Raw genomic sequence first — 18,311 nt, 5'->3', positions numbered from 1 at the left:
ACGATATGGATGACAACGAATGTCTATGACGGTTCTATGACAGTATAGATGGGCCATGGAGGAAGATCCCGGCGTGTCGACGAGCGGGTGCTATGCCGACACGCCGGATTCAATCGAGGCTCCGGGAATCATCCCAGCAATGCGGCGATGGCGAAGATCACGATGGGGGAGGTGATGGTGGTCAACAGCACGCCGTCACGGGCGAATTCGGTGCCGGCATCGTATCTGGCCGCATAGTTGTATACGTTCTGGGCGCACGGCAGGGCGGCAAGCACCACGCAGGCATACAGGTCCGTTCCGCGGAATCCCATCATGAAATAGGCGAGGATGAAGGCCAGGGCAGGCATCAGAAGATCCTTGCACAGCGTGGATGCGATGGTGGCGGCACGATTGCCTCCCTGCAACGGCCGGGAACCCTTCAGCGACATACCGAAGGCCATGAGAATCAACGGCACGGCGGACTGACCGACGATATTGATCGGATCGTACAGATACTTCGGCACGATGAACCATCCCGCGGCGTCGCTGGTCGCGGACACCGCGATGCCGATCAGCACACCGATGAGAATGGGCTGGTGCAGGGGCTGGGAGAGGATGGCTTTGGCACTGACCCGGCCTTTGGTCGAAAGATCGAGCGCCGTCAGCGCGATCGGCGTGAAGATCACCTGCTGCATGAGGATGATCGGCGTCACCGCGGCCGGATCCCCCAGAATGTAGGTGGCCACCGGCAGTCCGATGTTGTTGGCGTTCATGTACATCGACACCAATGCGCCCACCGTGGCGTCGGCCGTGTCGAGGTGGAACACGGTACGACTGAGCAGCAGGAACACGATGCCGGTGATCGTGGCGCATAACAGGGCGACGAGCATCGAAGGCTTGAACACGTCGGACAACTGTTCCTTGGACAGCAGGGCGAACATCAGACACGGGGTGGAGACGAAGAAGCTGAACCGGTTGAGCACCATCTGCGCGGTCGGGCCTCCGACATGGAACCGTGCCGCGATGTAGCCGATGAGAATGATGATCCCAATGACGCAGAACCCTTGCAGCGCATTGAACAGTCCCATTTTGTCGTGTTCCTCCCGATCCTTTCGTGCATCGTCAAGTGTAGTAGCTACTGAACGTGGTATGCCGGATTTGATTCGGGGTGGTATCGAGTGGTGGTCGACTATCCGATGGGCCGACAGGATCGACTACCTCGATGCAGCCGTCGAAACCGGCGAACCCGCCCGTATGCAGGCTGGGCGCGGTGGATTCCAACCCCACCGCGAATCATGTCCTCCCGCCAAGGCTTGCGTGCCCGAGAGGACGAAAGGGCCCCGCCGAGAGGCGCGGCGACCAGCAAACACCGTTACTGGTCCGCGGCTTCGAATACCGCCCAAGCCACCAAAACGGAAGCGACGCCCCGCGAATGTGATCCGAGGGGCGTCGTCCGCGTCTAGTCGTCGGTCTTGCGCTTGCGTGGCCGGCCGTCGTCGACGCCGCGACATGCCGTGAATCCCAACGATCCCAAGCCATGCGGGGAGGTGTGGCCATGAGCCGAGGCAACCCGCGCAAGGCCAACGGCTGGCGCAGAAACCAGCTCATCGCCCGTGTGTGCGCCGCCTACGACACGTGCGCGATCTGCGGCCGACCGGTCGACAGGACCATCAGATGTCCCGACCCATGGTGCGGTGTCGCCGACGAGATCATCCCCGTCGCCAAAGGTGGCAGCCCATACCAATGGTCGAACCTCGAACTCGCCCACAAATGGTGCAACGAGATCAAAAGCGACAAAACCCTCGAATGGGCACGAACCGAAGTCCAACGCATCCTCAACGGCCAAGGCAAACACACACAAACCCGACCGACCGCGATCCCGTTCCGACGACTCGACATCTGACCCATGGGGGCATCACCCCTCCCCGCCCGGCCCGTGGCCCACCCCGGCGCATAGGGCCGTTCTCTCCCCGGTTTTCGGTAATGGTAACGCGTTACGGCAACGGTAACGCCGAAAGGAGGCGTCATGGCCCGCCTGTGCAGTGTGTGCGGCCATGAGCTGCCCTCCGATGCGCGTGCCGGCGTCGAGTACTGCTCGCCCCGCTGCAAGCAGAAGGCGTACCGGCTGCGCAAGGCCAAGGGCGAGCAGCCCAGGGCGAAAACCAGGGCGAAACCGTCGCCGGCCCTTGACCGGCGTGAGTTCGAGCGCATGATGGACGACGGCATGGAGGACGTGCTTCGTCACACGCGCGACATCCTCAGAAGGGCGTTGGACAACCCTGACACACGCGCCTCCGACCTGCCGGCATTGTCCCGCCAGTACATCGCCGTGTGCCGTGAACTGGAATCCCAGTCTGGCGGAGGCCTGTTCGACGATCCGGAAAACGAGACGACGGAGGTGAGCGATGTCGGAGCGGAAGTCGTGTGAACATGACCGTACCATGAACGCCTACAACCTTCCCCTTCTCTTGGAGGACATCGAGTTATGCGGCCGATGGGACATGCCGGTCCTGAGGTCCTGCGACGCGGTGCCCGACGACCTGATCGATTTCGGTCTGGTCAAGAGCGCGAGGAACATCGACCGGCATCGGCTGGGCGTGCATTTCTTCATCGACGACTACCGGTTCGAACGGGTCTGGCGGCGCCCCGAGGCGTATGTGCGCATGCTGTCCCCGTTCCGATGCGTGCTCACCCCGGATTTCAGTCTTTATTCGGATATGCCGTTGGCGCAGCAGGTGCACAACGTGTACCGATCGAGGCTGATGGGCGCGTGGTGGCAGTCGCAGGGCATGAACGTGGTCCCGACGTTGCAGTGGAGCACGCCCGAGTCGTTTTCGTTCGCGTTCGACGGGCTGCCTCATGGTTCCGTGGTGGCCGCGAGCACGCTCGGCGTATTGAACGATCCCGTCGCGACGGCGTTGTGGCGGATCGGCATGCGCGAGGCGCTGGAACGGCTCGCCCCGGAGCTTGTGCTCCTGTATGGGCTGCCCATTCCTGATTTCGACTGGCGGGGCGTCGAATGGATCAGGTTCAGGAACTCTGTCGTGGAAAGGATGGAATCATGGGAGGCCGTGGATCAGGTTCAGGTGCCACAGGGGGGGCGTAGCGAAAGGCGTGAACGCATTCCGTGTCACACATGGCGATAAGGCGCTCGAGCGGCTGCGGAAGCGAGGCGCGTCCGACAGACAGATCGCCGGCATTCAGGAGCGGTACCGCGTGAACCGCGCGAACGGCATGGGGAAGAGTGACGCTCGAATCGCCGCCGAAAGGGATGCGGGGTTCGGCTCCGGGGCCGGACGGAAGATGGCTAGGAAAGCGGCGAAGACGTCCAAGAGCGACGGTGAACCGTTCGTGCTTTCCTCGAAGAGCGTCGCCGAGTACAGGAAACAGGGGTTCTCCGAGGAGAGAATCCGCAAGATCAACTCCGACACTAGCAAGACGCGTGCGTTGATGCGCAAGCGGAAGGCCGAGGGCGACAAGCCGGTGACCGGAGTGAGCCAGTCGTTCAAGAACGCCATGAGCCGGTACGACCGCGAGTTCGACCGCAGGTTCAATGCCCAATGGAGCTCCTACCGTGCAGCCGGCTGGAAACGGTGACGGCGCCAATCATTACGGAAGGGAGTCCCGTCCATGGGCGGTCGTGGCGCGTCGAGCGGCGTGGGCAACAACGGCAAGCCGTACGGCAGCGAATACCGCACCCTGTTCCAAACGGGCAACATCAAGTTCGTGGAACGACGCGACAACAAGAGCACCACCGCGCCGATCGAGACCAGAAGCGAGAACCGCGTCTATGTGACCGTACGCAAGGACAACGGTCAGATGCATTCCATATCGATCATGCGAGCCGGCAAGGTACGCACGCAGATTGACTATCAGGACCATTACGGTCTCGGACCTCATACGCACGAATGGACATACCCCGGAACGAAAGTGGTTCGCGGCAAGCCCCGATCCATGACCGCAGAAGAGCGTAAACTCTTCGACAGGGTCAACGAGGAATACCGTAAATTCAGGAGTGGATCATGACAGGCAGTACGTATCCGTATCGCACCGACGACTGGGAATTGTTCTCCAGCATATGCCATGGTGAGTGCGAGGCGATATTCGGCTACAAAGGCCACGAGTATTTCGTTACCAATATCACCGGCGACGGGCACGACGGATGGTTCGCATGCAATCTAGAACCGTTCAAGCATGGTTTCACCTATGACCCCATCAGCCACGACCATGATACGTTCGAGGAACTGGCCGACGAGAAGATTTTCGACGACAAGACGAAATCGATTCGCGACTGCTACCGCGAATTCGATCTGTGGCAGCGCTGACACCGTCAGCTTTCCCAGCATCCATGAGACCGCCTCCGGGCGGTCTTTCTCATACTCGGAGGGAGATCATCATGGAGCGGCGATTGTCTGAGCTGGCCCGCGTGCTCTCCCGGCCGTCGGGCGTCGTGTCCAGCGATTTCCCGCTGATCGAGAAGGCCGCCTCCCGCATGGGCATCTCGTATGACCTGTGGCAGCAGGGCCTGCTGTATCTCATGTTCGGCAAGCGTGCGGATGGCCTGTACGCGTGCGGGGAGGGCGGTGCTGTCATCAGCATCTGCCGTCAGGTCGGCAAGACGTTCACGGTCGGCAGCGCGATCTTCATCCTGTGCGCGGGCCGCAGCGGTCTGAAGGTCCTGTGGACAGCGCACCGCACGCGCACGTCGGACGAGACGTTCCAGACGATGTGCGGGTTCGCGCGCAACAGGCTCATGGCCCGCTACGTGGATCACATCCGCCGTGCGAACGGCCAGCAGGAGATCGCGTTCCGCAACGGCAGCCGGATCATGTTCGGCGCGCGCGAGCAGGGTTTCGGCCGTGGCTTCGACGCGGTGGACGTGGAGGTGTTCGACGAGGCGCAGATCCTGACCGTGAAGGCGTTGAACGACATGGTGCCCGCCATGAACGTGAGCCCTAACCCGCTGCTCGTGATGATGGGCACGCCTCCCCAGCCGGGGGATCCGTCCGAACAGTTCGCCGCCAAGCGCGCGGACGGGCTCAAGGGCGTGGATGGCATGCTGTACGTGGAGTTCAGCGCCGACCGCGACGCGGATCCGGACGACCATGAGCAGTGGGCGAAGGCGAACCCGTCGTATCCGAAGCGCACCAGCGGCAAGGCCATCGAGCGCATGCGCCAGTCGCTGGGCGGGGTCGACAACTTCCGCCGCGAGGCGCTGGGCATCTGGGACGAGGACACGGGCGTGTCGGCGATCGACCCGGACGCATGGGCCAAGTGCGAGGTCGCCGAGCCAGACTCGGCCGGGCGTCTTTCGTTCGGCTTGGACATGCCGCCTGACCGCAGCGCGTTGGCGGTCGGCGTCGCCGTCCGTCATGGGGACGATACGGCGTACGTCGGCCTGCAGGAGTACCGGGACGTGAGATCGAAGGGCGTCGCGTGGGCGGTCGACTGGCTCGCGGAACGCTGGCCGAAGACGTGCGCGGTCGTGATCGACGCGCAGTCGCCCGCCATGAGCGTCGTGCCGGATCTGATGAAACGGCACGTGAGGGTCACGATCACCCAGACGCGTGACTTAGGCGCGGCCACGGGAAGGATGCTCGACATGATCCACGCCGGCACCCTCCAGCACCTCGACGCGCGGCAGCAGCCCCAATTGAACGCGGCGGTCGATGGGGCGATCCTGCGCCCGTTGGGCCCGAACGGGGCCAGCGCGTGGAATAAGAAAGGCTCGGACGTGGACATCAGCCCGTTGCAGGCGTGCACGTTGGCGCTGCACGGCGCGTTCACGTCGAAACGGCATCCCGGCAGACGATCGAAGGCGGTGGCGTTATGAGCGAACCGATCCCGCAGCTCGAATCCGTGAGCGTGGACGGCCTTCCCGACCGGTGGCGGGCGGACTGGCAGGTCATGCTCGCCCAGTGGCGGCGCAAGCTGTCGCGCAACCGGCTGCGTTCCGCCTACTACAACGGGAGGAACCGCATCAAGAACCTCGACATCGCCGTGCCGGACAGCATGATCGACTTCGAGGAGGTCGTCGGCTGGCCCGCGAAGGCGGTGGACGTGCTCGCCAACCGCGTGCGGTTCGACGGGTTCGTCACCACCGGGGACGATACGGATCCGCTGGGCTTGGACGCGCTGCTGGATGCGAGCGATTTCACGATGATCCTGCCGCAGGCGGTGCGTTCGAGCCTGATCCACTCGTGCAGTTTCGTCAACGTGTCCGGCGGGGGCGGGGAACCCGTTTCCGTGTTCTTCCGCTCCGCACTGTACGAGACGGGCATCTGGGATGATGCCATGCACTCATTGCGCTGCGCGCTGGCGATCGTGGCCCTGACCGACGACTCCGTGGACACGGGCATGGCCCGGCCTCGCGAACTCGTCCTGTACGAGCCCGATGAGACGCTGCGCATCAGGCTCACGGACGGCCGCTACACGGTGGTCGAACGCACGCCGAACACGTTGGGCCATGTGCCCGTGTACGTGCTCGCCTACCATCAGGACCTGCACCGCTCGTTCGGCCGCAGCCGCGTCAACCGGGAGGTGATGAGCCTGACGGACACGGCGGTGCGCACGATGCTGCGCATGGAGGTGTCCGCGGAGTTCTACTCGTGGCCGCAGCGCGCCCTGCTGGGCGCGGACGAGCCGCCCGCCGACAAGGACGGCAATCCGCTGACCGGCTGGCAGGCGAGCATGTCGAAGATGCTCGCGATCGGCCGCGACGCGGACGGCCAGCTGCCCACCATCCAGCAGTTCGCGCAGATGAGCATGCAGCCGCACACGGACATGCTCAGGGCGTTGGCGGGCCGGTTCAGCGGCGCGACGGGCGTGCCGATGGCCCAGCTGGGCGTGATGACCGACTCCGGCCCGTCCAGCGCGGAGGCGATCGCCGCCGCGGAGACCGAACTGGTCATCGAGGCGCGCAACACGTGCGACGCGTTCGGCAGCCAGCTGCGCCGGGCGGCCCAGGACATGGCCGTGCTCAACGGCGTGAGTCCCGGCGACGAGGCATTGCGCCACCTGAAGGTCAACTGGAGGAACCCGGAACGGCCGTCGCAGGCCGCGATGGCGGACGCGGTGTTGAAGCAGGTGCAGGCGATCCCGTGGCTCGCCAACAGCCGCGTGATCCTCGAGCAGCTGGGGTACACGGACACGGACATCACCCGCCTGCTGTCGGACAAGAACCGGCAGAACGCGGCCGCGGTGCTCGACCGGCTCGTCAACATGAACGCGGTCGACCAGCCCGCGAACCGGGCCGTCACCGGCTCGGCCGCCGACGCCGCCTCGCAGCCCGTGGAGGAGCAGACCCCCCGATGAGCTGAAGGCGCGGTTCGACGCGCTGGGCGTGGCCGTGCGGGCCGGCGTGGAACCGGAGGACGCGGCGAGAAGGCTCGGCTTGGCGGGCATCCGGTTCACGGGCATGGTCCCGGTCAACCTGAAGGAGGCCGACGATGGCGGACGACAACAGTCGGACTCCGGGCCGCGGTGACGTCGACGACCTCGCCAAGGCGCAGGCGTCGGCGGTCAGGGCGGCGCGGCGCGAACTGAAAAGGACGTTCGAGACGGTGTACAACATGTACGACGATCCCGCCGACATCAGGAACGCGCTGCTCGACCTCGTGCCCGCCATCGCCGCCAAGTACGGCAACGCGGGCAGCGTGGCCGCCGCCGAATGGTACGAACAGGTGCGTGCCAAATGGTTCAAGGAGCAAACGGACATCGACACCACCTACCAGCCCGACGACAAGGCCATCAAGGAGACCGTGCGGCGGTTGGCCGGCCACCTGTGGGACAAGGACGACGGTACGCCCGCCGACCCGGACGCCATGCTCAAAGGGATGCTGGCGAACATGGACAGATGGGTCAAAGCAGGCGGACGCGAGACCATCGCGAAGGCCACGCGTCGGGATCCGGGCAAACCACGGTTCGCGCGCGTGCCGCAGGGCAAAACCTGCGGATTCTGCATCATGCTCGCATCCCGCGGCTTCGTGTATTCGAGCGCCGAGGCCGCCGGCGGCGACATGAACGACTACCACAACGACTGCGACTGCGAACCCATTCCCAGCTGGGACAAGAAGAACCCCAAGATCGAAGGCTACGATCCGGACAAGCTCTATGAACGGTACACCGCCTGCCGTTCCACCATCGAAAGTCTTCTAACCGAGGAACGATACCGGAAAACCTACGTTGACCCGTTCGTGCCGCAATACGAGGATGATAAGCCGAAAGACTTCGACTGGTGGGTCGCCAGACAGATCGCCGCCGAAATGGATTGTCGAGATAGGCAATGGCTTCTTGACGGCAAGCGCGTCCCAGTGTCGTATGCAAGTCTCCGCGCAAAAAAGGAGCTGAAACTTCATGAGAAGAAAACAGTAGAGTATTTGGCCGAACATGGTTTCCGGCAATGGATTGCAGAGCGGAGTAACAAGCCGGGGCAGAAAACCGCAGATGCTGTTATCAACAGGCAGACAGTGGATTACAAATCCCCCGAGGGTAATTCTTACAACGGGATAGACGGGCTCATCAGACACGCTGGCGAGCAGCATGCTGTGGGTGCGGTTATTCATTTGCAAAAGGGCCGCAGCATCATCTCGACCGAGGATTGCGACTCTCATATCATTCAGTCTTTATCTCATCGAAAGAAGCTCTCATGGGTGCTACGAATTGATTACGACGGCAATATGCGCCGCTTCGTGAACGAATAACGTCTCTCACACCAAGCTCCTATAGGGGCGAGTAGAGAGACGAAGACAGATTCATTATATCTCAATTCCCCGGTGGGTTGCCAGAGTGGTCGAATGGGGCCGACTGCAACTCGGTCGCTTATGCCTCGCAGGTCCGAATCCTGTACCCACCTCGATTAGCCACCCGCACGGGTGGTTTTTTATGCCCGAAACGGGCCCGATCACATCATTTAGGAGGAATCATGGCCGAGGAAGCCAGCAATGCCGATCAGTCGCAGGACACGTCCAAGCCGCACGGCGAGGAGCAGCAGACCGACTGGGAGGCGAAATACCGCGAAGCCGTCACCCATTCTCGCGAGTGGGAGAAGCGCGCGAAGGACAACAAGGCGGCCGCCGACGAGCTGCAACAGCTCAAGGAGGCCAACATGTCCGAACAGCAGAAGGCCGAGGCGCGCACCGCGAAGCTTCAGAAGGAGCTCGACGCCCTGAAGGCCGAGAAGCAGGCCGGCGAATGGCGTTCCCAGGTGGCCGCCGAATCCGGTCTGCCCGCCTCGCTCATCGTCGGCGATTCGCTGGAGGCCATGCAGGCGCACGCGAAGGCCATCGGCGAATACGTGGAATCCCGGCTGCCGAAGACCGGGATCCCCAAGCCGACGGACGGCAGCGTGCCGCCGGAGGACCCGCGCTCGAAGGGCGCCGACGACCTGCGGCACGCGTTCGAACGCATCAACTTCTGATTCCCCCGTAATACAACCATTCATCAAGCTCGAAAGGAGCAATCATCATGGCAGATCCGACCATGAACCGCCAGTCCGGCGGTCTCGACCTGACCCCGGAGACCCAGAACCTCATCTGGCAGACCGCCGCCTACCAGAGCGCGTTCATGCAGCTCGTCCCGCAGATCAACCTGCCGGGCAAGGGCGTGCGCGTGCCGATCATCACCGGAGACCCGGTCGCCGACTGGGTGCAGGAGGGGGGGCGAGAAGCCCAAGAGCGGCGTCGGCTTCTCCACCAAGGACATGGTCCCGTACACCATCGCGGTGATCCTGCCGTTCTCCAACCAGTTCCGCCGTGACTTCGACGCGCTCACCCAGCAGATCATCGCCAAGGGGCCCGGCGCGATCGCCCGCCCGGAGATCGTGGGCGTGTGCGGCGAGTTCGCGTCCGCCGCATGAGGAACTCCGCAGGGCCTGCAGCCCCCTGCCGAAATATGACGTCATACCAAACGACATACTTCGGACGCATTTCAACGCATGAAAACGCGCTTAGACGCATTATTGCACGACACGCTGAAACCGCTCGAAACCGTTGGAATTGCAATGAAAAAGGCCGCTTGGTGCTGCCCAAGCGGCCTTTGCCTTGTGGAGACGGCGGGAATTGAACCCGCGTCCGATGACCGTACCCTCAGTCTTCTACGTGCGTAGTCTGCTGGCCGAATGGCTATCTGTCTGCCTCCGCCGATGTCGCAGACTACTGGCGGCAGGCATATTCACAGTAAAAGTCCCCAACGAATCCTGTGACGCAATGCGTTGGGCGAGTCTCCTAATGACGCTCAGCATCTCCCCGGAAACAAAGGAGAGTGAACGGAGCGGCTGCTCACTGGTTAATCCTGGCGCTAGGCTCAGGCAGCGAGAGCGAACTCAGTGCGGTTAGATTTAGCACTTATTCTTTGCGGGAGGACATTAACGAGTGGACCCCCGCGTTCTCGGCACGCTTCCCTGCGGCGAACAGATCACCGTCGAAACCGATCGTCCCCAATCTTGAATTATCAAGCATCCCGACGTAAAAAGCCGGACATCTCAGCATAGCGCATGATGTCCGGCTCTGTCAATGATCGCCGTGAGAGTAATCGTTTGGCGGTCGCGCCGATTCCCGGAGCGCGTCCTACTCCTTGTGGGAGGACTCCCATTCGGCCACATAGTCAGGCATGGTCTGCGGGTAATCCGGCCATGCTCCGGCTTGGGTGCACACGTATGCGGCGGTGTTCACGGCCGCACGGTGCGCTTCCGCGAGCGACCGGCCGAGCAGGATGTTGATGGTGAACGCTCCGGAGAAGGAGTCGCCGGCGCCGATGGTGTCGACGACCTCTACGCGTGGCGTCGGCAGGGTGGAGATCTCGCCGTTCCGGGCGAGAATGGTGCTGAAGTCCGCGCCGGCGGTGAGGATCACGTAGTCGAGGTCAAAGTTGTCCATGAACCACCGGCAGGCTTCCTCGTCGGTGCCGGTGATGCCGAACATCGGGCGCAGCAGCACGAGTTCGTCATCGTTGAGCTTGAACACGGTGGCGTCGGCGAGCTGCTCCTCGATGAGTTCCTTGGAATAGTGGTCGCCACGGATGTTGATGTCGTAGTAGCGCAGGGTTTCGGGGCGGGACTGCCTGAGCAGCTTCATGATGGTGTCGTGGGATTCGGGCATGCGGCAGGCGAGGGATCCGTAGCAGATGGCGTCGGCCTTGCGCACCAGATCGATGAGGTCCTGGGTGAGGGCGATGTGGTCCCATGCCACGTCCTTGACGATGGTCCATTCGGGGATGCCGTTCTCGAGCTTCACGTCGGCGCGACCGGTGGGGTAGGCGTTGCGCTGCAGGATGGACTTGATGCCGGTCTTCTCCACGGCGGCCTTGAGCTCGTCGCCGAGCTCGTCCTCGCCGATGGCGCTGATCGAATATCCGTCGGCACCGTTCTTGGTGGCATGGTAGATGAAATTGACGGGAGCGCCGCCGGCTCGTTTGCCTTCGGGGATCATATCCCACAGGATTTCGCCGAGGCTCAGGACGATGGGCTTGGAATCGGACATGGTTGGTTTCCTTTCTCATGTGTTCCCGTCTTGGCGAGAACGTTGCTGGGTGATTGTCGATAATGGGTGAGATTCGTTGGTGTCGATGAGATGCCGTGCGGCAGGGCTTCGGCTATGTCTTACGGTGATCCGGCTGTTTGGAGTCGGGATCTTAGGAGACCGGGGGCTCCTGTTGTTCGACGAATTCCGTGGGGTGTTCGAGGAACTGTGCCGCGGCGACGGCCGCCGCTCCGGAGAGCGTGGCGTCGGCGGGCAGGTCGGAAAGCAGGATCTCGGTGGATTCGCTCAGCGTGGGGATGACGCGCTGGGCCACCACCTGCTTGACCGTGTCCAGCAACGGCTGGCCGGCTTGGGAAAGAATATCGCCGATCACGATCTGCCTGGGGTTGAAGGCGTTGATGATCATCACGCAGCCGTATCCCACATAGGTGGCGAGGTCGTGCAGCAACTTGTCGTAGGCGTCACCGTTGCCGAGGTGGGAGAACAGTGCGAGACAGGCATCGGCGTGCGTCATGGAGGCCGAGCCGTCGATGAGGCCGGATTCGTCGATGATGCGATGCATCCGGACCGCGGAGCAGTATCGTTCGAGGCATCCTCGGTTGCCGCATTCGCAGGGTTCGCCGTTGACGTCGATGCTGATGTGTCCTATTTCGGTTGCCGCGCCGACCTCGCCGTTGATCAGATTGCCGTGATCCATCAGTCCGAGGCCTACGCCTTCGCCTACCAGATAGTAGGCGAGATTGTTCGAGGATGCGTTCGGGTTGAACAGGCTCTGTGCCAGAGCGCCGGCCCGGGCGTCCTGTTCGATGAAGACCGGCACCCGGAAGGCATGCTCGTACTCGTCGAGGAAATTGACGTTCTGCCATCCGATCATCGAGGTGACCACGGCGATGCGGCCTTCATCCCGCAGATAGGGGCCGGGGACCGCCATGCCGATGGCGACGATGGAGGGGTCGAGTTCCAGGAGATGGTTGACGCGGACGGTGATGTCCTCGAGGGTTCCGGGGATGTCGTCATTGTTTACGGGGGGTAGGGTCTGGACGCTTTCGAGATTGCCGCCGAGGTCGAACACGCCGATCTGGATGATGCTTCGCGCGAATTTCACCCCGATCACCCGGTATTTGGACTCGTTGAGTTTCAGACCGATGGAGCGGCGCTTCTTGATGCCGTCGAGCGTGCCGGTTTCGCTGATGATGCCCATGTCGATGAGCTGTGCGGTGATTTTGGTGATCGCTGCGGGGGTGAGGCTCAGTTCCCGGGCGATGTGGGCGCGGGAGCTGACTCCGTTGAGATGAAGGAGTCGGATGATGCGGGACCGGTTGAGTTCCGCCATGGAGGCGTGGGTGCTGCCGGGTGCGATCATGTGCTGGCCTCCTCAACGACATTGTCAAACTCGTTACCTAACCGTGAATATATTAACAACGTTAATTTATTAATCGCAAATGCGACACTCCGAATATGTCGCCGAATATGTCGCCGTGCGCGCCCCGGCCGGTTCCCATCCGTTGCGGAGGACCGAAGATGATGAGAATGACGGCGATCGATAAGGACTTTATCGATTCGATGTGGAAGAATGAGAGCCGATCGTACAACGTCAACGTCAGGAGGGTGCATTGCCAGGTCAACGAAGCGCGGTGGTGGTTACCCATAGGAAGCTGGCGACGACGGGAACCGAGGTCAAGGAGGTCGTCGAACAGCTGAAGGGCAACGGTTTCGACGTCTCCATCGTGGACAATCTCGAAGCCCCGCCGTTCGCCGTCAGCGAGGTGCAGGAATTCGATCCCGAAACCGAGATCGTGGTCGTGCTGGGAGGGGACGGCACCATTCTGCGCGCGGCGGAGCTGGTGAAGGGCACGGATGTGCCGATCGTGGGCATCAACATGGGGCATGTGGGGTTCCTGGCGGAATTCGAAAGCTTCCAGACCCGTGACGCCATCGCGAAGATCGCGGCGCGCGACTACACCATCGACGAACGAGTGATCGCATGGGTCGATGTGTGGCTTCCCGGGGCCGACGAGCCTCTGCACGAGTGGGCGCTCAACGATGTGACGCTGGAGCGGGCGGACCGCGGCAAGATGGTGGAGCTGTCGATCAGCGTGGACGATGTGGAGATGAGCTCCTTCGGATGCGACGGCGTGATCGTCTCCACCCCGACGGGTTCCACGGCATACGCCTTCTCCGCCGGAGGGCCGATCATCTGGCCTAATGTCGATGCCCTGCAGCTGGTTCCTCTGGCCGCCCACGCGCTGTTCTCCAGACCATTGGTGATCGGCGCGAAGTCGACCTTCACGCTGGGTATCTCCGAGGATTCGGCAAGCGAGGGCTGGATCTGCTGCGACGGGCGCCGTCAGCGTGCCGTGCCGCGAGGAAGCCGCGTGATCGTCCGTCAGTCGCCCAACTCCCTGCGTCTGGCCCGATTGATGGGTGTGCCGTTCACCAGTCGGTTGGTCAGCAAGTTCGACCTTCCGGTGCAGGGATGGCGGGAATCGAATAAGAACCGCGGTTTCGGTGCGACCGGATCCGCCAATGGGAACGTGTGATGCTACAGGAACTGGAGATTCGTGATCTTGGCCCGATCCGTCATGCGTTGATCGCCCCCGCCGCGGGCATGACGGCGATCACCGGTGAAACCGGTGCGGGCAAGTCCATGCTGCTCAACGCGCTGCGTCTGATTTCGGGCGGTGCCGCTCCGTCTCGTCTGGTTGCGGTCGGTGCTCGGGATGCGTGGGCGCAGGGTGTGTTCGAAGTGGGGGAGCACGGTGAGCCTTCCCACATGGCGGCCGAGGCTGGAGTGGACGTGCAGGACGGGGAACTGTACCTGACGCGATCGGTACCGGCGAAGGGACGCTCCAGATCCGTGCTGAACGGACGCAGCGTTCCCCGTGCCGTACTGCAGCGTCTTAGCGATGAGCTCGTGACGATTCACGGGCAGTCCGATCAGCTGCGTATGGCATCGGCTTCTCGCCAGAGGGATTTCCTCGACGCCTACGCGCGCGACGACGAACGATTGGACTCATATCGGCAGGCTTGGCGCAGGCTGAACGAATGCGATGCCAAGCTTCGTGATCTCACCGATCAGGCGGCCGAGGCCCGGCAGCGGTCCGACTATCTGCGCGAGTCCATCGAACGTATCGACAGGATCGCACCGAAGCCGGGGGAGGACGGTGAACTCCACCGGCTACGGGATCGCATCGAGAACGCCGCGCAGATCGCACATGGGGTGTCCGGAGCGTTGGCCGCCATCGATCCGTCGCAGATCGGTTCCGATGACGGTGCCGGTGCCACCGGTCTGATCGAACAGGCCGTGCAGTCGTTGCGAGGCATTCGCGTCGAAGGCGAATACGGCGATCTCGCGGACCGTCTGGAAACGGTGAACGTGGAGCTTTCCGACGTGGTGTATGCGCTGACCGGACTGATCGACGATTCCGCCCAGGGACAGGATCTCGATCAGATCAACGAACGCATCCACGAGCTTGACGAGCTGACCCGCAGATGGGGGCCGACGCTCGATGATGTGCTGGCGTGGCGTGAAAAGGCCGGATACGAGCTTGAGGATCTCGATGCCTCACCTGAGCGGATCGACCGGTTGCGCGAAGATCGTCGTCAGGCGTATCGACAGGCTCTGGAGGCTGCATGGCGGTTGCATGAGGAACGTGCCCGGGCGGCGGGTGACTTGTCGGCCCGGGTGACCGGTGAACTCAAGTCGTTGGCGATGAACGGGGCTGCATTGCAGATTGAGGTGCCGGCCCGGAAGGGGACTCTTGACTCCGGTTGGGAGAACGCCGAGATGCCTGAGGGATTCGGGCCGCTGGACGCCTCCGGCTGCGATGACGTACGGTTCCTGTTCACTCCGTTCCCGGGATCCGAGCGCCTCCCGATGGGCAGGAGCGCATCGGGAGGCGAACTGAGCCGTCTGATGCTCGCTCTGGAGCTTGCCGCTGCGGACAAAGGATTCGCAACGGCGACCGTGGGACGTAACGATGGTCTGCCGTCGACGTTCGTGTTCGACGAAGTGGACGCCGGCGTGGGTGGCAAGGCGGCGGCCGAGCTCGGCAGGCGTCTGGCCATGCTGGCTCGCGATGCGCAGGTGATCGTGGTCACGCATCTGCCGCAGGTGGCGTCGTGGGCGGACTGCCAGTTCGTCGTGGCGAAGGGTGCTGCACGGACGGGTGACGTCGAGGATGATGCGGAGCGTTCAATGAACGACGGACTGCCGGATGTGTGGACCACGGTGAGCGAAGTCCGCGGCGAGGCCCGTGAACGGGAGATCGCACGCATGCTCGCCGGCAGCGAATCAGAAACGTCGCTCAGTCATGCACGGGAGCTTCTGGAGTCCAGCAGACTTCAGGACTGATCGCGAATGCGGACGAAGGATCGGCACCTGGTAGCGGATTCTTTCCCGGTTGTCGTAGTGACGGCATACATTCGGCACTGTAAGTTGCGGGGGAACCTCCGACGGAAAGTCCCGGAGGTTGAGAAAGGCAATACCGCCTGACCCTTAGAACCTGTTGGCTAACACCAGCGTAGGGAGGAACGAAGATGAGTGTTCTCACACCTGTATTGTCCATTGCCGGATCCGACTGCTCGGGCGGCGCGGGAATCCAGGCCGATCTCAAGACCATGAGCGCCAATGGCTGTTTCGCCATGTCGGTGATCACCTCCGTGGTGGCCGAGAACACGGCTCGCGTGATCTCCGTGATGGATGTGGAGCCGAGGATCATCGCCGATCAGATCGACGCGGTCTTCGAGGACATCCGTCCCAAGGCGGTGAAGATCGGCATGCTCGACAATCCCGACATCATGCGCACCGTCGCCGATAAGCTGGTGGAATACCAGGCGGAGAACATCGTGATCGATCCGGTGATGTACGCCAAGAACGGCGCCCCGCTGATGGATCCGAACTGCATCGATTCACTGATCCGAATCGTGATCCCGCATGCCGATGTGCTCACCCCGAACATCCCCGAAGCCGAATGCATCAGCGGGATGAAGATCCATGATCTCGAAGATCAGAAGGCAGCGGCCAAGGCCATTCAGGAGATGGGATGCACCTCGGCTCTGGTGAAAGGCGGTCACGCCACCGGGGATGCCATCGACGTGCTGTACGATGGCGAACGGTTCTACGAGTTCTCGGCCAAGCGCATCGACACGAAGAACACACATGGCACCGGATGCACCTATTCCTCGGCCATCGCCGCGAATCTGGCGCTCGGCCATCCCTTCCACGAGGCCATCGATCGGGCCAAGGCATACGTGACCATGGCCATCGCGCATTCGCTGGAGCTCGGCCACGGCAACGGTCCCACCAACCACTTCTGGGGCCTGTATGCGCATGGTCTGGAAGGCTTCGACGCCAATGCCTGACTCCTGCACGGAACGGGAGCCGATCGCCGGTTCGCGTTCCGCCGCATCGAACGTCGGCAAGGCCGCGATCTTCGATCTTGACGGAACGCTGCTCGATTCGATGCGGGTATGGACCGACGTGGACAACGAGTTCCTGCACAGCCGAGGATTCGACGTGCCTCCGGACTACGCCGAGTCCATCGAGCATCTGTCGTTCGATGACTGCGCCCGGTATACGATTCGCCGATTCCACCTGCCGGACTCCCCCCAGGAACTGATGGACGAGTGGAATCGCATGGCCTTCGATGCCTATGCCACCACCGTGCCGCTCAAGCCCCATGCCGGACAGTATCTGCGGTATCTCAAGGCCAGCGGAGCCCGACTGGCCGTGGCCACCAGCCTGCCGCCGAACTTCCGGGAGCCGGTGCTGCGACGGCTGGGCGTATTCGATCTGTTCGATGCGCTGTGCAGTGTCGACGACGTCGGTCACGTCTCCAAGGACAGGCCCGACGTGTATCTCCACGCCGCCGAATGCGTCGGCATACCCGCCCATGACTGCACGGTGTTCGAGGACATCCTCGTCGGAATCCAGGCCGTGAAATCAGTCGGTATGACAGCATGGGCGATGTACGATGCCTCGTCCCGCGATCACTGGCCGCGGATCCGCGAGATCGCCGACGGCACGTTGCACGATTTCTCGGATGCACCCCGAACGTTATGACCGCTACAGACCCGCTGGGCATTGCCCCGGCTGAAAGGAACGCCATCATGCCCCTCACCCGTTTCCTGCCCGACCATCCCTTCGCCGAACGGCTGTATCGCGCCGCCGAACCCGTATGGGAGGAAGGCCTCGGTCAGCCGTTCCTCAGGGAGCTTGCCGACGGCACGCTCAGCCGCGAACGCTTCGTGTTCTACATGCTGCAGGACTACCTGTACCTCAACGATTACGTGAACGTGCACGCCATCGCCTTCGCCAAATGCGATGACCCGAAGATCCGTCAGGATCTGGCGCAGGCCATCGCCGGTGCGTCCAACGAAACCGATCAGGTGCATGATTTCTTCCGCGACAGGTTCGGCATCACCGACGAGCAGATGGCATCGGCACGCCAGTCGGCGTTCGCCCGCTCATACACGTCGAACATGATCGCCATCGCCTACACCAAACCGCTGATCGACATTCTGGTGGCTCTGCTGCCGTGCGCATGGGTGTACGCCGACTACGGAACCCGCATCGCCGCATCGATCGGCGAGTCGATCGAAACGAACCCGTACAGGGCGTGGATCGACATGTACGGAACCGACGATTTCTGGGAGTCCGCGGTCTGGCTGATCGACGACATCGAGCGTCTCGCAGCCGGCGAGCCCGAGGAGCACCTTCAGCAGCTTACGGAGCAGTTCGTGGTCGGCGTCGAACATGAATACATGTTCTGGGCCAGTGCCTATGAGATGCAGCGCCGCTGGCGGCCGGAGTGGCACTGATCAGCAGCCGAGTCCATGCCGCTATGATGGCGG

20 protein-coding genes, 1 tRNA gene, 1 other RNA gene and 1 riboswitch are annotated in these 18,311 nt (G+C 62.6%); of the genes, 18 read left to right on the top strand and 4 right to left on the bottom strand.

The window, feature by feature from the left end; genetic code table 11:
- Positions 1–128 precede the first annotated feature (128 nt).
- Positions 129–1,067: an AEC family transporter gene (locus Uis1B_RS02860; RefSeq protein WP_101615393.1), complete on the bottom strand. Its 939-nt coding sequence runs from the start codon at positions 1,065–1,067 to the stop codon at positions 129–131.
- Positions 1,068–1,534: 467 nt separating this feature from the next.
- On the opposite strand from Uis1B_RS02860, the gene Uis1B_RS02855 reads away from it, so the two are divergent.
- The 13 genes from Uis1B_RS02855 to Uis1B_RS12290 all read left to right on the top strand — a co-directional run bounded on the left by Uis1B_RS02855 (position 1,535) and on the right by Uis1B_RS12290 (position 9,835).
- Positions 1,535–1,882, top strand: a complete 348-nt coding sequence (locus Uis1B_RS02855; protein WP_133124812.1) for an HNH endonuclease — start codon at positions 1,535–1,537, stop codon at positions 1,880–1,882.
- 123 nt (positions 1,883–2,005) lie between these two features.
- Positions 2,006–2,407, top strand: coding sequence for a hypothetical protein (locus tag Uis1B_RS02850; RefSeq protein ID WP_101615392.1), 402 nt, complete (start codon positions 2,006–2,008; stop codon positions 2,405–2,407).
- Entirely contained in the window at positions 2,385–3,125 is a 741-nt protein-coding gene (locus tag Uis1B_RS02845) for a DUF4417 domain-containing protein (RefSeq protein WP_101615390.1), read from the top strand. The genes Uis1B_RS02850 and Uis1B_RS02845 overlap by 23 nt, the downstream gene beginning before the upstream one ends.
- Positions 3,094–3,576, top strand: a complete 483-nt coding sequence (locus tag Uis1B_RS02840) for a hypothetical protein (protein WP_101615388.1) — start codon at positions 3,094–3,096, stop codon at positions 3,574–3,576. The genes Uis1B_RS02845 and Uis1B_RS02840 overlap by 32 nt, the downstream gene beginning before the upstream one ends.
- A gap of 33 nt (positions 3,577–3,609) precedes the next feature.
- Positions 3,610–4,005 carry a hypothetical protein gene (locus tag Uis1B_RS02835; RefSeq protein ID WP_101615378.1) on the top strand — a complete coding sequence of 132 codons (396 nt, stop codon included), beginning with the start codon at positions 3,610–3,612 and terminating at the stop codon, positions 4,003–4,005.
- Entirely contained in the window at positions 4,002–4,304 is a 303-nt protein-coding gene (locus Uis1B_RS02830; protein WP_101615376.1) for a hypothetical protein, read from the top strand. Before Uis1B_RS02835 ends, Uis1B_RS02830 begins: the two co-directional genes overlap by 4 nt.
- Positions 4,305–4,375: 71 nt before the next feature.
- The gene (locus Uis1B_RS02825; protein WP_101615374.1) at positions 4,376–5,812 is read left to right on the top strand and encodes a terminase; all 1,437 of its coding nucleotides are present in this window, start codon (positions 4,376–4,378) and stop codon (positions 5,810–5,812) included.
- Complete coding sequence (locus tag Uis1B_RS02820) at positions 5,809–7,293, top strand: phage portal protein (RefSeq protein ID WP_101615372.1); 1,485 nt, start codon at positions 5,809–5,811, stop codon at positions 7,291–7,293. The genes Uis1B_RS02825 and Uis1B_RS02820 overlap by 4 nt, the downstream gene beginning before the upstream one ends.
- 134 nt (positions 7,294–7,427) lie before the next feature.
- On the top strand, positions 7,428–8,681 hold the full coding sequence (locus Uis1B_RS02815; protein ID WP_101615370.1) for a VG15 protein: 1,254 nt from the start codon (positions 7,428–7,430) through the stop codon (positions 8,679–8,681).
- Positions 8,682–8,752: 71 nt separating this feature from the next.
- A tRNA-Cys gene (locus Uis1B_RS02810) sits at positions 8,753–8,833 on the top strand.
- A 69-nt stretch (positions 8,834–8,902) separates the two neighbouring features.
- On the top strand, positions 8,903–9,397 hold the full coding sequence (locus Uis1B_RS02805; RefSeq protein WP_101615368.1) for a helicase: 495 nt from the start codon (positions 8,903–8,905) through the stop codon (positions 9,395–9,397).
- Positions 9,398–9,444: 47 nt separating this feature from the next.
- Complete coding sequence (locus tag Uis1B_RS02800; protein ID WP_243390229.1) at positions 9,445–9,735, top strand: hypothetical protein; 291 nt, start codon at positions 9,445–9,447, stop codon at positions 9,733–9,735.
- On the top strand, positions 9,680–9,835 hold the full coding sequence (locus Uis1B_RS12290; RefSeq protein WP_243390228.1) for a hypothetical protein: 156 nt from the start codon (positions 9,680–9,682) through the stop codon (positions 9,833–9,835). The genes Uis1B_RS02800 and Uis1B_RS12290 overlap by 56 nt, the downstream gene beginning before the upstream one ends.
- Positions 9,836–10,019: 184 nt before the next feature.
- Here Uis1B_RS12290 and ssrA read toward each other — a convergent pair.
- The 3 genes from ssrA to Uis1B_RS02785 all read right to left on the bottom strand — a co-directional run bounded on the left by ssrA (position 10,020) and on the right by Uis1B_RS02785 (position 12,816).
- Positions 10,020–10,416: a transfer-messenger RNA gene (ssrA, locus tag Uis1B_RS02795) on the bottom strand.
- 128 nt (positions 10,417–10,544) lie between these two features.
- A complete protein-coding gene (locus Uis1B_RS02790) occupies positions 10,545–11,456 on the bottom strand; it encodes a carbohydrate kinase family protein (RefSeq protein ID WP_101615366.1) in 912 nt (303 codons plus the stop codon).
- A 151-nt stretch (positions 11,457–11,607) separates the two neighbouring features.
- On the bottom strand, positions 11,608–12,816 hold the full coding sequence (locus Uis1B_RS02785; protein ID WP_423734853.1) for an ROK family transcriptional regulator: 1,209 nt from the start codon (positions 12,814–12,816) through the stop codon (positions 11,608–11,610).
- A gap of 253 nt (positions 12,817–13,069) precedes the next feature.
- Between Uis1B_RS02785 and Uis1B_RS02780 the strand changes: the two genes are divergently transcribed.
- From Uis1B_RS02780 to tenA, 5 genes are all read left to right on the top strand, one after another.
- On the top strand, positions 13,070–13,996 hold the full coding sequence (locus tag Uis1B_RS02780; RefSeq protein WP_101615363.1) for an NAD kinase: 927 nt from the start codon (positions 13,070–13,072) through the stop codon (positions 13,994–13,996).
- Positions 13,996–15,810, top strand: coding sequence for a DNA repair protein RecN (gene recN / locus Uis1B_RS02775; protein ID WP_101615361.1), 1,815 nt, complete (start codon positions 13,996–13,998; stop codon positions 15,808–15,810). Before Uis1B_RS02780 ends, recN begins: the two co-directional genes overlap by 1 nt.
- A 78-nt stretch (positions 15,811–15,888) precedes the next feature.
- Positions 15,889–16,003: riboswitch (TPP riboswitch) on the top strand.
- A complete protein-coding gene (thiD, locus tag Uis1B_RS02770; protein ID WP_101615359.1) occupies positions 15,996–16,820 on the top strand; it encodes a bifunctional hydroxymethylpyrimidine kinase/phosphomethylpyrimidine kinase in 825 nt (274 codons plus the stop codon). Its footprint overlaps the riboswitch before it by 8 nt.
- The gene (locus tag Uis1B_RS02765; RefSeq protein WP_101615356.1) at positions 16,813–17,520 is read left to right on the top strand and encodes an HAD family hydrolase; all 708 of its coding nucleotides are present in this window, start codon (positions 16,813–16,815) and stop codon (positions 17,518–17,520) included. The genes thiD and Uis1B_RS02765 overlap by 8 nt, the downstream gene beginning before the upstream one ends.
- A 47-nt stretch (positions 17,521–17,567) precedes the next feature.
- Complete coding sequence (gene tenA, locus Uis1B_RS02760) at positions 17,568–18,278, top strand: thiaminase II (protein WP_101615354.1); 711 nt, start codon at positions 17,568–17,570, stop codon at positions 18,276–18,278.
- The last annotated feature ends 33 nt before the right edge of the window (positions 18,279–18,311 follow it).

This window comes from Bifidobacterium margollesii (assembly GCF_002860355.1).
Taxonomy (GTDB): Bacteria; Actinomycetota; Actinomycetes; order Actinomycetales; family Bifidobacteriaceae; genus Galliscardovia; species Galliscardovia margollesii.
The sequence above is the reverse complement of the archived record's forward strand: the minus strand, read 5'-3'. Positions and strand labels throughout refer to the sequence as shown.